A 14,165-nucleotide genomic window follows, 5' to 3' on the forward strand; every position below is an offset into this window, starting at 1 on the left:
GTGTGATTTTTAATAGGACTGGTCCATCGTGAAGCAAAGACTGAATCTAAGTTTTACTCTGAGCTGCTGGGGCTGGAAAGCCCTTGGGAAGTCGAACTCGTCCAGTTGGACAAGAGGGCCATGGAGGTGCTGGTAAAGGTGCGCTGCAAGAAGACGGTGTGGGTTTGCCCCGACGCTCGCGAGGGCGTCCATATTCACGAATGGAATACCCGTCGCTAGCACCACCTCGACTCTAAAGTGCGAGCACGCCGAGTTGACGCAGGCGAAAGACAGGCGGCTTTCCGAGACCCGGCAGCTGTGGCTCTGCGGCGAGGAGAACCTCGAGGCGTCGCATCTAGAGCGCTTCGAGGCCTTGAAGGATTTGAGTCTGAAAACAGGTCGGGCATGGTCGATAGAGGAAGTGTTCAGGTAGTTCCTAGGCAGTTCGTATCGTAGGAAGGCGCGGTAGGCTTCAAGCTTTGGTACTAATGGGCGATGCGCTACAGTCTGCCTGCCGTGGAGAAAATGGTAGTAATGTGTAAGCTCCACCTCGGCCAGATCCTCAACTACTTCGACCACAACATATCCAACGGCCCGATCGAAGGGCTCAACTCGCGAATACAAGGGCTGATAAAGAAAGCGTTCGGCTATCGCGACCGGAAACGCTTCAAAACGATATATACTTCCACTTAGGAGGCTTGGATCTGTATCCGAATTCGTTGACTTTATCGCAAAACATCGCTATAAGCACACGCAGAACCCAGTAGAACCAATTTATTTTAGCATGATCCATGTTTCTATCATTATCCCTACCTATAACCGCGAGGCTCATTTACGGTGTACAATTCAGAGTGTTTTAGATCAGACATTTAAGAATTTTGAACTACTCATTTGTGATGATGGTTCGACTGATGGAAGCCATCATCTCGTAAAAGAGTTTCAAGATGCTAGGATAAAATGGCTTGCAGGGAAGAATAGCGGAGGCCCTGCAGTACCTAGAAATAATGGTATAGCAGCAGCGAAAAGTGAATGGTTAGCCTTTCTTGATAGTGATGATTCTTGGGAGCCAGAAAAATTAGAAAAACAGCTTAAAGCGGCTAACGATTATAACGTCAAAGCAGTTTGTACAAATTCGAAGGTCGTTAAAAATAATACGATTCAAGATAATTTCTACTTTCCTCAAAGCCATAATAGCCGTTTGAGTTTTACCGACATGCTGGAAGTGAATCGTGTAATTTGTAGTTCAATGTTGATTCATCGAAGTATTATTGCCCAAATTGGCGTTTTTCCAGAGGAGTTTGAATACAGAGGTATCGAAGATTATGTATTATGGCTATCATCGTCAATGCTTACGGATATTTACTATTTAGATGACGCTTTAACTCAATATAGGGATGAAGTGGCAGATAGCCTAAGAGGAGATATTGTATGTTCAGATCCAATTATTTTGGATAATAGAGTTTTCAGAGAATGCTTTCAAAGAACAGGGAAATTAACAGGTGAAAAATGGAACTTTAGGCTAAAGATAATAAAACGAATTTTAAAAAAACCTTATTTAAAGCAGCGAATACGTGAATTAGTTAAAAAAAATAAAAAATCAAAAACTAGAACAATTTGAAGAGGCGTACAGCACTGAAGAAAGCACTTATTCATATAAAAGTTTATTGTTAAAGCCATATGTTTTAAATATAGTAAAGTTAGGAAATAATGAAAAAAAAGGTATCAATATTATATATTTGTACGGGACACTACAAAATATTTTGGGAAAAATTTTATAAAAGTGCGGAATCTTATTTTCTCGAAAATTTAGATTATGAAAAACATTATTTTGTTTTTACTGATGCGGATCACATTTTTGGAGAACAATCTAAAAATATACGTAAGATATACCAAAAACCTCTTGCGTGGCCATACCCCACCTTGGACAGGTTTCGGATTTTCAAAACAATACGTGATCAATTAAAAGGGATGGACTATATCTACTTCTTCAATGCCAATATGCTTTTTCTTGAGGCTGTTGATGAGGAAATACTTCCGACGGTCGAGAAACCCCTACTTATGGTGCAACATCCCGGATTCTATCAGAAATCTCGAAAGGATTTCACCTATGAAGAAAACGATAAATCATTAGCGTATATTCCTGCAGATGAAGGATCGGTGTATGTAATGGGAGGTTTGAATGGAGGCTTAGCCAAGAATTATTTGGAATTAATTTATGAGCTTGATCGTCGTATCGAAATTGATAAGACTAATAATGTTATTGCTCGCTGGCATGATGAATCACATTTGAATCGCTATGCAACAAATTTTGAAAGCTGCGTTAAGCTTCTGGATTCATCATACGGTTATCCTGAGGGGTGGAATCTTCCATTTAGTCCCAAAATTATTATTCGTGACAAAGACAATTATGGTGGGCACGATTTTCTTAGAAATAAAAAATGCTTTCGTGAATTTATTAAAAAGGTGTATAAATGGTAATTGTAAAAATATTCGGTGGCCTTGGAAATCAACTTTTTCAGTATTCTATGGGAAGAGCAGTAGGTTTGGAAAATGGTGTTGATGTAAAATACGATGTTACCAAATTTAAAACTGGTGGACTTAGAAAATATGAATTATCAAACTTTTGTATTAACGGGGTTTTAGCTACTCGTATAGATATTATTAGAATTAAATACTCGAGACTATCAATATTGAAAAGGATTTGTTTGGCAAATCGTAAAAAACGGCCGCGCTACGGAAAATCATTTATCCCTGAAGAAAACTTCCACTATGCTCCCCTAGCCCTTGAAAATAAAAATAATGCTTATCTTTCAGGATACTGGCAAAGTTATAAGTACTTTGAAAATTATTGGGACAAAATAAGCACTGAATTTATTCCCAAGAATTCACTTTGTAATGCTGCACTTACGTATAAAAATGAGATTTCCTCCTGTAATGCAGTTAGTTTACATATTCGTCGTGGTGACTATATTACAAATGTTAACGCAAATAAATTACACGGATTATGCTCGATTGATTATTATAAAGCTGCAATCAAAGTTATCAAAGATGATGTGTTAAAACCATATTTTTTTATTTTTAGTGATGATCTTGACTGGGCTATCGAAAACTTCTCATTTTTGAAGGACAGTACATTTGTCAAATTACCTAAAGAAACCGCAGATTATGAAGAGATGTTTCTTATGAGTTATTGTAAACACAATATTATAGCAAACAGCACTTTTAGTTGGTGGGGAGCTTGGTTAAATAGAAATAGAAAAAAAATTGTATTAGCTCCATCCAAATGGTTTACTGATTTAGAAATTAATACGTCAGACCTTATCCCTCCGACTTGGAGAGTCTTGTGAAATCGTCATACATCCCCTCCGAATCAAATAGAAAAAATTTATTTCCTTACCTATAACCGTTTTCAAAAACCATATCAAGCATCTCAAATATGAATTCTAGGTTTGAGGTCATCGGTGCTGCTCGCTGATCGATCCTCGTAAATACGCCCACTGGCGATTTTTCCAAGCGGTAGGGTCGTCTTGCCAGAACGACCGGCGGGAAACGGAGGCCTCGAATTTCAAGGTGTCCCCAAATTGCTTGAGCCCGCTACCGCCCCGTCATTTCGGCGAAATGACCCTACCGTTAGTCAGGGCGTAGATGATAGCATTCAGGGTCCACCCCATACTCAACCTAGTCGATCTCGTAGCCAAAAGCATCGAAGACATCCTTAAAATGGCGATACACCATTTCAATCTGATCGCGCTCCAGGAAGTCACTGTAATATCCGGACGCCCCCGAGTACTTCGAGATGTGCTTGCCATGAATATGATCCTCCTTGTCGTAGTTTGAAAACTCTCCGTAGTCATATGATTTCTCTTTCACCTTGTTGATCGAGTATGTTTTCACCACGTGCTTTTTTAGTTCTGCATCAATCTTCTTCCCGAAAAATTCTTCAAGTTCTGAAAACATCAGGCTAAAATTAAAAGCGAAGTCAGCATACTTCAGGATCTTAACATTAGACTTATTTTTGATTTCGAGAATATCCCACATCCCCTCCTTCTCATATTCCTGGATTTGTTCTTTGATCACCTCATCGGTAGGATCCTTACCATATCGCTGAATCGACGAAGAAATGGAGTCCAAGGGATTCCGAATCGATGCTACGACAGGAGCCGAACGGTAATTCTTTTCAAATTTAGATAGACGGTGCACCTTTTTGACCTCCCTTTCAGGAAAGCATACCCTCAAGGTGTTCCATAGCAGAGTACTGCCAGTGCGGGGGGGGCTGAACTGAATGATCGGGGGGTATACAAAATAGTTAATTCGTGCTTTTAGTATTGCTAGCATAGTTTGTTCATTTCGTTTTTCGGAGCCGTTTGTTCTTTTTTAAAGAAGTATCCCAGTTGGATAAATGATCTAGGTAGGCGGTGTTGAAATCAGAATGGGCTGACAAACTCGATTCTTTTTGGTAGTTTGGGAACTCCCACGATCGCAATCAGAGGAGGTCATGAGGATTAATGGAGAAAGTTTAACCAGAGTAATGAAAAAGCCCTACCTCATTGACAGCTCTCGCAAACTGTCTTTGTTCTCATTTTCATTCGAAGTCGAGTGTCGTGACTGCTTCTCGCGGTACCGATGGCCCTCTAGATTGTGAGTTATTGGCAGAATGCCTTTGTATTCGCTGCTGCTAATATTCGGGTGTCGCGTCCCAAAAGCCCTCGGTACAATGTTCGCTGTCTTACTGACAGCTCTCGCAAACTTCCGGTTCTTCCGGGGTTTGTTTAGCCTGGGAGGAGGCGACTACACCTCGGAGGTCTTTCTTGGCTCCAATGGTGGCTTTCTCAATGTTGGAGGCTCCGAGGGTGCGGAGGTAGTAGGTGGTCTTGAGTCCATGCTTCCAGGCGGCACGATACATGTGGGACAGTGTTTTCATGTCTGGCGTAGCGAGGAAGAGGTTCACCGATTGGCTTTGGTCGATCCATTTCTGGCGTCGTGCGGCGGCCAATACAAGCCAGCTGTAGTCGACGGCGAAGGCGGTCTTGTATTTGAGCTTGAGGTCTTCAGGGATTTCCTCGATCTCGTCGAGCTCGCCGTCGAAGTACTTCAGGTTGTTAAGCATGTCCGTGTTCCAGAGGCCGCGGGCTTTGAGGTCGCGAACGAGGTGCTGGTTGAGAATGGTGAATTCTCCGGAGAGGTTGCTCTTAACAAAGAGGTTCTTGTAGGAAGGCTCGATACAAGGGGAGGTGCCAGTGATGTTCGAAATGGTCGCCGTAGGGGCGATGGCCATGACGTTGGAATTGCGAATGCCGTGCTTGGCGATCTTCTTGCGGATGGGAGTCCAGTCGAGCTTGCCGCCCCGTGGCACATCCACGACTGCGCCCCGTTCTTCCTCGAGAAGGTCGAGAGTGTCTTGCGGAAGGAGCCCGCGGTCCCACTTGGAGCCTTTGTAGCTCTGGTATGCGCCGCGCTCGGCTGCCAAGTCGCTGGACGCTTCGATAGCGTAGAAGGCGATGGCCTCCATGGCCTCGTCGTTGAATTCGACGGCTTCCTGGGAAGCAAAAGGAATGTTGCGAATGTAGAGGGCATTCTGCAGTCCCATGACGCCGAGTCCGATCGGACGGTGGGCCTGGTTGGACCGTTTGGCTGCTTCGGTCGGGTAGAAGTTAATGTCGATCACGTTGTCGAGCGCCCGGATAGCGGTGTGGACCGTTTCTTTGAGCTTCTTGTGGTCGATGTTGCCGTCCTTGTCCAAGTGCTGGTCGAGGACGACGCTGCCGAGGTTGCACACGGCGGTTTCATCGTTGCTCGTGTTGAGCGTAATCTCGGTACAGAGGTTGGACGAATGGACCACGCCGAAGTGGTCTTGTGGTGAGCGGACGTTGCAAGGATCCTTGAAGGTGATCCATGGGTGGCCGGTCTCGAAAATCATGCGGAGCATCAGTTTCCACACTTCGATAGCGGGAACGGTCTTGGACCACATTTCACCCCCGAGGGCTTTGGCTTCGTAGGCGGTGTACCTCTCTTCGAAGTCCTTGCCATAGGCGTCGTGGAGATCGGGAGCCTCGCTGGAGCGGAAGAAACTCCACTCGCCGCGTTCCTCCATACGTTTCATGAACAAGTCGGGAATCCAGTTGGCTGTGTTCATGTCGTGACAGCGGCGACGGTCGTCACCTGTGTTCTTGCGGAGCTCTAGGAAATCGTAGAGATCGTTGTGCCACGTTTCCAAGTACGCACAACCGGAGCCACGGCGCTTGCCGCCTTGGTTTACCGCGATGAGCAGGTCGTTGTGCAGCTTTAGGAAAGGAACGATGCCTTGGCTTTCGCCGTTAGTGCCGGAAATGTGGCTGCCCGTTCCGCGAACGGCGGTCCAACTGCCGCCGAGTCCACCTGCCCATTTGGAGAGGTAGGCGTTTTCAGCGATGCCGCGCTGCATGATGCCCTCGATGGAATCATCCACGTAGTAGAGGTAGCAGGAAGAGAGCTGAGAGTGGCAGGTGCCAGAATTGAAAAGAGTGGGAGTGGACGAACAGAAGCGACGGCTCTTGTAGAGTTTGTAGAGGGCCTTGGCCTTTACTTCTTTCTCTTCCTCTGCGGAGAAGAGTCCCATGGCGACGCGCAGCCAGAAGAACTGGGGCGTCTCAATACGACGCTGGTTAGAGAGGCCATTAGTCTTATCGATGATGAGGTAGCGGTCGTACAAGGTCTGTACACCGAGGTAGTCGAGCTCGAGGTCGGCAGAAGGGTCGAGCGTCTTAGCGAGCTCGTCGATGTTGTAGTCTTTGATCTTGTCGTTGAGGCGACCGATTTTAGTGCCGTATTTGACGTACTCCTTGAATTTCTTTTGGTGAAATCTTTTGAGAGCTCGTACGCCGTCTTTAACAATGTCCCAACCGAGCACCTCTTCATAGATATAAGAGAGTTGGATCCGGGCGGCGAACTTGGCGAAGTCCGCGTCTTGCTCGATCAAGGTTCGGGCGTTGAGAGTGACGGTCTTCTGTAGGCCATCCTCGCTGATCTCGTCGAAGATGGAGCGACGGAGCTCGGCCTCGATTTCCTCGAAACTGAGGCAGAGATCGAGCCCGATCATGGCGAAGTCGATTCGCTTTTTGAGATCAACGCCGTCCCAGAAATAGGTGGAGCCATCGTCGTTTTTGACGACGATCATGGAATTTTGCTCCGGCGTGTCTACGCCCTGGAGGGCCTCCGCCTCGCGTAAGGACCGGCGTTCCGCTCTATAAAGAATGTAGTGTTCGGCTACTTTGAAATGGCCTTGGCGCATGAGCTCTTCTTGAACCATGTCTTGGACTTCCTCGATTTGCACGAAGGCTTGACCAGTAGCTTCGAGGCGTTCGGTAATGCCGCGGGCCACCGCGACGGACGGCTCGGAATTCATTTCCAATGTGAGGAAGGCTTTGCGAACGGCGATTTCGATCTTTTGCTCCTTCCAGGGCACGACCTGCCCGTTGCGGCGGATCAATCGAAGCGTTTTCAGGCCAGTGTTTTGCTCCGTGGCGATCTTGCGTTGGCGGTTCATTAGCATGCATTTGGCTACATCATATGCGTCATTCTCTACCAGCGTATGTTCAATAACATCGTAAAGTTCACCCAATCCAAAACGCGTCTCCCGAGTCGAAGCGGACTTTGCCTCAAGCTTTTCGCATACCTGCGTAGCGACAATTTGTACCCAATCCCGGTTCTTGTCGGTAAAAATGTCTTTCTCGTTTTTGGACAAAAGCACGTTGGCCAAAGCGTTGCCTATGGTGTCCATAATCTCGTTCTGATCGAAAGTGGCTTCGCCCTCGTGGGTAACGACGTGAATCTTGGATTTTTCCGATTCGTCTACGTCGCTACTTTCAGCACGCCAATTGTATCCCAGTTTCTTTTCACGGGAAACGGATACAAGGCGCTTTAGAGCGATGTCTTCTTCGAGGGTGGGATTGATCATAGTTTTAGATGCGGCAGGTGGTTGTATGTGGGAACGGGAATAGGAATGGTGATTGCGTTTAGATCGAGTGACTCAAAGACAATAAGATCAAAGAACCTTGTATGTTATTACAAAAGGACTCGGACTAGAGGTCGTCGTCGCTATCGAGATCGAGAGAGGACGCCTTCTGATATTCCGTAACGCGTCCTTCGAAGAAGTTTTGCTCCTTCTTAATGTCCATCATTTCCGCTAGCCAAGGCAATGGGTTTTGGACATCACCAATGAGCGGCTCGAGGCCAACTCCTTCGAGTCGCCGGTCCGCAATGTAGTCGATGTACTGGAGGAAATCTTCTTTGCGCAAGCCGATGGAGTCCATGGGCAGGCAATCGCTAATAAAATCTTTTTCCAAGGTGACCGCTTCCGCCATGGTGTCGCGCAGTTCTTGCTGGAACTCTTTGGTCCAGATCTCCGGATTCTCGTCTACGAGTTCCATGAAGAGGTTGCGGAACAGCTCGATGTGGTTGGACTCGTCGCGCAGCGTGTAGCGGAACATCTCGCCGATACCCCGGAATTTGTTTTGCCGGTACAGAGAAAGTATCATCCCGAACATTCCGTAGAACTGGGTACCTTCCATACATTGTCCGAAGACGAAAAGGTTCTTGGCAAAAATCTGCTTGTTGCGAGGCTCGTTGAGATCCATGTCCCGACGCAGTCCGTGCGACGTACGGGTGACAAACTCGTTCTTATTTACGATGGTCTCGATGTCTTCGAACATCGCCTCGCACTCGTGCGGGTTGATGCCCAACGAACTGATCATGTAAAGCAGCGAGTCCGCATGGATGTTCTCTTCGTGACTATGGCGGCCGAGGACGAGCTTGAGCTCAGGAGCGGTCACGTGTTCGCGGACAACGTGTATAACGTTATCCCCTACAATGCCTTCGGCAGCGGAAAAGTAGCCCACGCCCATCATAATGATCCAGCGCTCGATATCGGAAACGACGGAGTTGTCCTTCCATTGCTCGATGTCGCGGTTCATGATGATGTCCTCCGGTTCCCAGTGGTTCGCCTTCATCGTTTTGTACAAGTCGTAAGCCCAGTGGTACTTAAGCGGGAGGAGATTAAAACACATCGATTGGCGGCCATTGATGACACGCTTTTCCGCGAATGCTCTTTCTGCTTTTTCCTGGTCTAGTAAGAAGGTTTTATTGCCGACTGTGTACGTTTTATCCATGAGAGGAATTTATGGTAGATGAAGTGTTAATTAGCGGTATGGGATTGACTTGAAACTACTGAAAGGGAGCAAAAAGGACCACAATCATTGAGGAGTGGCGAATGTAAGTTATTTTAAGTTATCCACCTCTTGCTAACCACTAGATGGTGTGGCCTCTTAATTAAAGACCCCAAGATATTGTGATACTTTTTGCGACGTCAACGAGTTTGTATCGTTTTTTCTAACGAATTTTCCTTTAAAGCAGGGGGTCGCTATCGCTAACAAGCTCATCTACAATAGCTTGTCTGAAAATGAGGGAACTCCTAAAAAAATTGCGCAATTTTTTGCGAGCAGAGAGGGGCTATCCGGATACGTTTTCGTTTTCCGTTGAAACCCCTTCTTCGCGCTTAGGAGCCTCGCGAAAAACGCTCTTTTTCGGATCGGAAATGGGACCGGTCAGGCGGACTTCGAAAATGCCCGTAAAGACATCGAGAAGCCGGAGGGGTACTTGGACTAGAGGAATGGAGCGGAACGGCTGAAGCTGGGCTTTGAAGTCGAGCTCGTCTTCCCCAAGGTCGTACTTCCCGCTGCTCTTAATTTGAGCGATGGGGCCTACCAGAATGAGTTCGGGAAATTCCACATAGCGCTTCTGTACGGCAAATTCTCCCTCTGCTCCATTGAACTTGAGAGTAGCGATCGGGATTCCCGCGCTATCTAGGGCCCGAGAAATCCCGCCTAAAAGCGGGAGATCCGTAAGGTTGGCCCCAGAAATTTGATACGTCCCTTCGCCATCATAGGAGAGCGAGTCTCCAACGACTCCTTTGCCAGTGAAGTGCAGGCTCGTCGTGCCACCATAGGCGGAAAGTTCCTCCGCTGTGATTCCATGGGCGGAGCTTTCTGGATCACTGGCACGAAAGTACTCGGCAGACGCTTTGAGCGTGTCTCCGAAGCGGGCGTCGCTGAGCGTAACGCTCAAAGCGATATTTTCGTTTCGAACGGTGGCGTTGGCATCAACGATCCCGCCTGCCAAGCGAGCCTTGACGGCGGGAATGTCCGCTCGGTCATTGCCAACGCTGACGGTTGCGCTGAGCGAATCGAGTGGGTAGTCGTAGTAGTTGAAGGCTTCGTCCGTATCGATTTGCAGATCGACGTCATAGGTGAAGCGATTCTTGTGCATGACGCTGGCTGAGCGGGCGTCGACCTTTGGCGGAACGCTGTATCCGTAGGGCTCCAGTATCTCTTCAACGTTTTCTCGCACTTCATAGATGAGGTCAGGGCCGATGCTCAGGTCGATCGTCGATTCGGCATCGAGCCAAAGAGCGGTCATTTTATAAATGCCGTCGCGAGGGTCTTGGCCGATGGAAAACTGGCCATCTCCTTTGATCGAGCCCTCCTTTCGGGTTAGTGCTAGATTGTAGAGATCGATGTAGCGCTGAAGGATGAACATGTGGGTTTCGATCTCCTCCATTGGGTGACCCCGGATATCCAGTTCTTTGCAGGTACCGTACCCGGTCAACCGAAGAGTTTCAGGTCGTTTGATGATTTGGCTGGAGTCCATCAAGCAATAGAAACCCTCCTCCGGGAAACGAAAGTTAGACCAAAGCTCCGTCCACCAAGGGTCAGGAATCCAGCCATTGACGGTGTTGGGGTTGAACAAGCCGTCTATTAAAAGACGTCGGTGCATGGTTTCCAAATCAAGCAATACCGAAAGGCGTCCACTTTGCTTGCCGCTGCGTAGCCAGAGATTGGGGACTTCGACCTGGTTGCCGCGAAGATTCGCTTGAGCGATAACGCGATCAAAAGGAGCGTCCAGTGAGGTTAGACGGTTTGCCTCGAGTGTGGCGTCCACGGACTTGGGTTTGAGTGCTCCCTCGAATTCAGCAGAAATGTGCAGGTCGGGAGGATCTATGACACGAGCCATTCTCTCAAGGGGGAGCTTACCCATCTTCGGAGCCACCTGCTTCGCCAGATTGATGACCAGTTCGACCAGTCCTTGTGTGGGAGAACCCATCAGATCTACAGAGGCGGTCTTGTTCTTTGGGTTGGCGACTGAATTGACTTTCCAGGATGAGTCAGCGATTTGAAAGTATCCATTCGTCCGCCAGTTCTCGGGATCGAGGGGATGAAAATTAAAGTAAAGATTCGACGCGAAATTTGATTCCTGGCCACCCGAGCCAATCGTTAGGTGGACGTGGCTTGGCTGCAAATTTTCAGTGGTCGGAATTTGGGGCCAAGCCGCAGACAATTTGAGGTCTTTGGCGAACGTGTTTTGTGGAGCGTTGATTGAGCCGACATGGGCCGATAGCGAAGCGTCACCACCCAGTGAGGCTTGAATCTCAACGAGAACTTCGTCCGCTGTAGCCTTGTTCTGCCATTTCCCGCCAATTGCGGTGATGACAGCGGTAGCCGACTTCGGACCCTGGCGAGACGCATCAAAACGGATTCTCGCTTCGAGCCCTTCGATCTGAGAGAGTAAGTCCTTGATCTCCAATGCCTTGTTGTGAAAGGTTATAAGGCGTTGGCTGAGGGGCAGGGGCTGTTCTGGAACCTCCTCCAACGTCAAGTCGGTAGGATCAATGATACCGCTGATAATTGCTCGGGCATTTCCGAATTGGAATTTGGATTGGTGAATCACCCAGCCCTCGCGTTGGTTTTTAGCTCTGAGGTCAATCTGATCGACCTGTGGTTCGGGAACTCCGGACTTTGAAAGAAGGGCCGGGATGATTAACGACCCGTTTATGACATTCAGCTCGGTTATTTGAGCTCTTCCAAATAGCAGCAAAGCACGGTTAACTTTCAGGCTGATGCGGTCGGCATTAGCGATTTCAGACTGTAAATCAGTAGAATAGATCTTCGGATTATCAATCGTGATGCGACCATTGGGCTGGATGCGAATACCTGACATACTCATCGTAGCGCCTTGTGCTTTGAGCTCTTTCTCCAGCAACCGGACAAGAGATTCGGGCATGGGGGCCTCGTCGATGGTGATTGAATAAGCGACGAGGCAAACGATGAGAGCGAGAAGGCCCACTCCTACAGTATAAAGACAGTCGAGAGTGACCTTGCAGACCAGACAGGTGCTTCGCCAAGCGAACTCTCCCTTTGATTTCCCCTCGGTTTGCAATGCGTCCTCCTCTATTGCTGCTCGGTATCGGGACTAGCGGGTTCTTCCCCTGCAGGTGGGAGAGGCAGATCAGAATCGAAGGGCTCTTCGGGAACGGGGCGCTTAATACGATCGAAAACTACCGAGCTAAAAGCGTCGATAAATGGCTGCCGAAACTCAAAAACCGAGTTTCTATCGATCGAGCCACCAAGGAGAAGTGGTCCTCCCGTCAATTCTGAAACGTAGAGTTCGACGCTTTTCGAGTGTCCTGTGTCAGCGCTCGCCCACTGGAAAGTGACGTTCATCAAGTAGGCCCAACTTTGCCGTTTTCCCGCGATGGATACGTTAGAAGTGTATTGATCGAATAGATAGGACTTCACCTCTAGAGGGGTAAGCGAATCGACCAGTTCGAGGGGTAAGTTACTGTCCTCGATGGATGTGTCCAGCAAGGTCTCCTCGTTGGAAAGGCGAGTGATCGACAATTTGTTAATTGTCGCGTCACCGGGGATTTGATACAAGCGACGGCTTTGATATTGGAACAATACGTCAGGGACCATTTCCAAAATATCGTTTGAAACGAGGTAGACGAAATCTGATTCGGCAAGTTTGACGTACCTCAATGTGCGGTCTCCGCTGTGAAGATCGCCGAAGAGAAGCGTCTCCACTTTTGGGGGCTTGGGCTCTTCCGTGCGGTCCCTCAATCTTCCCGACGCAATACGGATCGAATACTCAGGAACTTCGAGTCCATAGGTTTCCAGGTCGGCGGCAGTGGGAGCGTCGTGAACAAAGCCTGATGAGATTGGCGAGGCGATGGCTTTTACTTTATTGAGCCAATCGAGGGCGTCTTTGACCGCTTCGTTCGAGCCCTTTTCCCGTATGAATCCTTGTTCCTCGTCGGGGATGAGAATTTCCCATTCGTCCGTTTCCAACTTCTGGAGTGAAAAGGATTCAGATCCACCCTTTTCAAAAGAAACGGATGTGGCATAAGCCGTATCGATCTCAAAGATACGTCTGTCCCGCAGATTGGTCTGTGCTTTCTCTAGTTCAGGCAAATAGTCTAATTCAATTTCAAAAACCGTATTGCGATTTTCGAGTTTGCCGTAGCGTATGAGGGGATCGGTTGGACTTATGGGGTTTCCAACTTCCAGAGCCTCACGACTCTGGTCCGACTCGATGGCGATTCGCAAGGACGGCTGCTGCAACCCGTATAGCCTGAGGTCTGCCGGGGTGGGTTGCAGTACGCGAAGACTTTTCAACTCGAGCAGTTTTCCTAGAAGAGTGTTTACCTCGATAGAGTCCGCTCGAGTATTGATAGGCGTTTCGATCGTCCAGATGTTTTCGTTCTTTGTGACTCGGGTTCGTAGATTGTCCTGCAATTGCAGATTCCACGAATCTACTTCAAATATGTTGCTGCGAAAGATTCGAGGATTGCGCAGGCTCTCAATGTCGATGGAAAGGCTGTCTAGCAGGCTGCGATCCACCACGTGGATTTTGGTTTTATCGAATGAGAGTAGGTAGAGATGGTTTCCTAAATCCGTAGCTTTTCCGATCCCAATGGAGTAGCGGCCCCCGTTGCTGCCGAATTCAAGCGTAAGGCTAGGTGGAGCGAGGCCATATTCCGCCAGGCTGGATCCGGTCTGGCCGATGCGGTCTGCGGCGAAGGTGACCTTGGTATCCAGAAATTGAAGTTGTGTGAGAATTCGCTCTACTGCAAAGGTGTTTGCCGCCCAGAGGAAAGGCTCGGTTAGCATCCAGTCGTTTTCCGATTTCTCCAACGTAAGGGCTCTATTCTTCGCATTGTCGTAGATTCGCAGATAGTCGATGTCCACCGCTAGGGAGGCGAGGGCATTGTCATCCTCACCCTCCAATTGTAAACGGGAACTCCATGGGTCAATGTAGAATATGTAGGTCAGAAGACCCAGGAGAATTATGAGAAGCGTGAGTGTGATTTTTAGTCGCAT

11 protein-coding genes are annotated in these 14,165 nt (G+C 48.2%); 5 read left to right on the forward strand and 6 right to left on the reverse strand.

The annotated features are described in order from the left end of the window. Positions 1-9 precede the first annotated feature (9 nt). Entirely contained in the window at positions 10-192 is a 183-nt protein-coding gene (locus tag GA004_RS05645) for a hypothetical protein (protein WP_283396333.1), read from the reverse strand. A 103-nt stretch (positions 193-295) separates the two neighbouring features. Here GA004_RS05645 and GA004_RS18145 point away from each other — a divergent pair, with 103 nt between their 5' ends. The 5 genes from GA004_RS18145 (at position 296) to GA004_RS05665 (ending at position 3,326) form a co-directional block, all read left to right on the forward strand. After that, on the forward strand, positions 296-412 hold the full coding sequence (locus GA004_RS18145; RefSeq protein ID WP_425492926.1) for a hypothetical protein: 117 nt from the start codon (positions 296-298) through the stop codon (positions 410-412). A 62-nt stretch (positions 413-474) separates the two neighbouring features. Beyond that, positions 475-672, forward strand: a complete 198-nt coding sequence (locus GA004_RS05650) for a transposase (protein WP_283396334.1) — start codon at positions 475-477, stop codon at positions 670-672. 91 nt (positions 673-763) lie between these two features. Next, positions 764-1,597, forward strand: coding sequence for a glycosyltransferase family 2 protein (locus GA004_RS05655; RefSeq protein ID WP_283396335.1), 834 nt, complete (start codon positions 764-766; stop codon positions 1,595-1,597). An 89-nt stretch (positions 1,598-1,686) separates the two neighbouring features. Beyond that, complete coding sequence (locus tag GA004_RS05660; protein WP_283396336.1) at positions 1,687-2,457, forward strand: family 6 glucosyltransferase; 771 nt, start codon at positions 1,687-1,689, stop codon at positions 2,455-2,457. Continuing rightward, positions 2,451-3,326: an alpha-1,2-fucosyltransferase gene (locus tag GA004_RS05665; RefSeq protein WP_283396337.1), complete on the forward strand. Its 876-nt coding sequence runs from the start codon at positions 2,451-2,453 to the stop codon at positions 3,324-3,326. The genes GA004_RS05660 and GA004_RS05665 overlap by 7 nt, the downstream gene beginning before the upstream one ends. Positions 3,327-3,657: 331 nt before the next feature. On the opposite strand, the gene GA004_RS05670 is transcribed toward GA004_RS05665, so the two are convergent. The 5 genes from GA004_RS05670 to GA004_RS05690 all read right to left on the reverse strand — a co-directional run bounded on the left by GA004_RS05670 (position 3,658) and on the right by GA004_RS05690 (position 14,165). Then, complete coding sequence (locus GA004_RS05670) at positions 3,658-4,314, reverse strand: hypothetical protein (protein WP_283396338.1); 657 nt, start codon at positions 4,312-4,314, stop codon at positions 3,658-3,660. Positions 4,315-4,705: 391 nt separating this feature from the next. Beyond that, positions 4,706-7,912 (reverse strand): ribonucleoside-diphosphate reductase subunit alpha, encoded by a 3,207-nt coding sequence (locus GA004_RS05675; protein WP_283396339.1) that lies wholly within the window; start codon positions 7,910-7,912, stop codon positions 4,706-4,708. A 124-nt stretch (positions 7,913-8,036) separates the two neighbouring features. Then, positions 8,037-9,122 carry a ribonucleotide-diphosphate reductase subunit beta gene (locus GA004_RS05680; protein WP_283396340.1) on the reverse strand — a complete coding sequence of 362 codons (1,086 nt, stop codon included), beginning with the start codon at positions 9,120-9,122 and terminating at the stop codon, positions 8,037-8,039. Positions 9,123-9,462: 340 nt separating this feature from the next. Next, entirely contained in the window at positions 9,463-12,069 is a 2,607-nt protein-coding gene (locus GA004_RS05685; RefSeq protein ID WP_283396341.1) for an AsmA-like C-terminal region-containing protein, read from the reverse strand. 167 nt (positions 12,070-12,236) lie between these two features. Further along, positions 12,237-14,165, reverse strand: a complete 1,929-nt coding sequence (locus GA004_RS05690; RefSeq protein ID WP_283396342.1) for a DUF4340 domain-containing protein — start codon at positions 14,163-14,165, stop codon at positions 12,237-12,239.

The organism is Candidatus Pelagisphaera phototrophica, from assembly GCF_014529625.1.
In the GTDB taxonomy this organism is placed as follows: Bacteria; Verrucomicrobiota; Verrucomicrobiia; order Opitutales; family Opitutaceae; genus Pelagisphaera; species Pelagisphaera phototrophica.

Bases quoted from the DNA above. Each gene is read 5' to 3' on its own strand.
- GA004_RS05645 (WP_283396333.1), bottom strand. From the start codon at position 192: ATGGACGCCCTCGCGAGCGTCGGGGCAAACCCACACCGTCTTCTTGCA.
- GA004_RS05650 (WP_283396334.1), top strand. From the start codon at position 475: ATGCGCTACAGTCTGCCTGCCGTGGAGAAAATGGTAGTAATGTGTAAG.
- GA004_RS05655 (WP_283396335.1), top strand. From the start codon at position 764: ATGATCCATGTTTCTATCATTATCCCTACCTATAACCGCGAGGCTCAT.
- GA004_RS05660 (WP_283396336.1), top strand. From the start codon at position 1,687: ATGAAAAAAAAGGTATCAATATTATATATTTGTACGGGACACTACAAA.
- GA004_RS05665 (WP_283396337.1), top strand. From the start codon at position 2,451: ATGGTAATTGTAAAAATATTCGGTGGCCTTGGAAATCAACTTTTTCAG.
- GA004_RS05670 (WP_283396338.1), bottom strand. From the start codon at position 4,314: ATGCTAGCAATACTAAAAGCACGAATTAACTATTTTGTATACCCCCCG.
- GA004_RS05675 (WP_283396339.1), bottom strand. From the start codon at position 7,912: ATGATCAATCCCACCCTCGAAGAAGACATCGCTCTAAAGCGCCTTGTA.
- GA004_RS05680 (WP_283396340.1), bottom strand. From the start codon at position 9,122: ATGGATAAAACGTACACAGTCGGCAATAAAACCTTCTTACTAGACCAG.
- GA004_RS05685 (WP_283396341.1), bottom strand. From the start codon at position 12,069: ATGCCCGAATCTCTTGTCCGGTTGCTGGAGAAAGAGCTCAAAGCACAA.
- GA004_RS05690 (WP_283396342.1), bottom strand. From the start codon at position 14,165: ATGCGACTAAAAATCACACTCACGCTTCTCATAATTCTCCTGGGTCTT.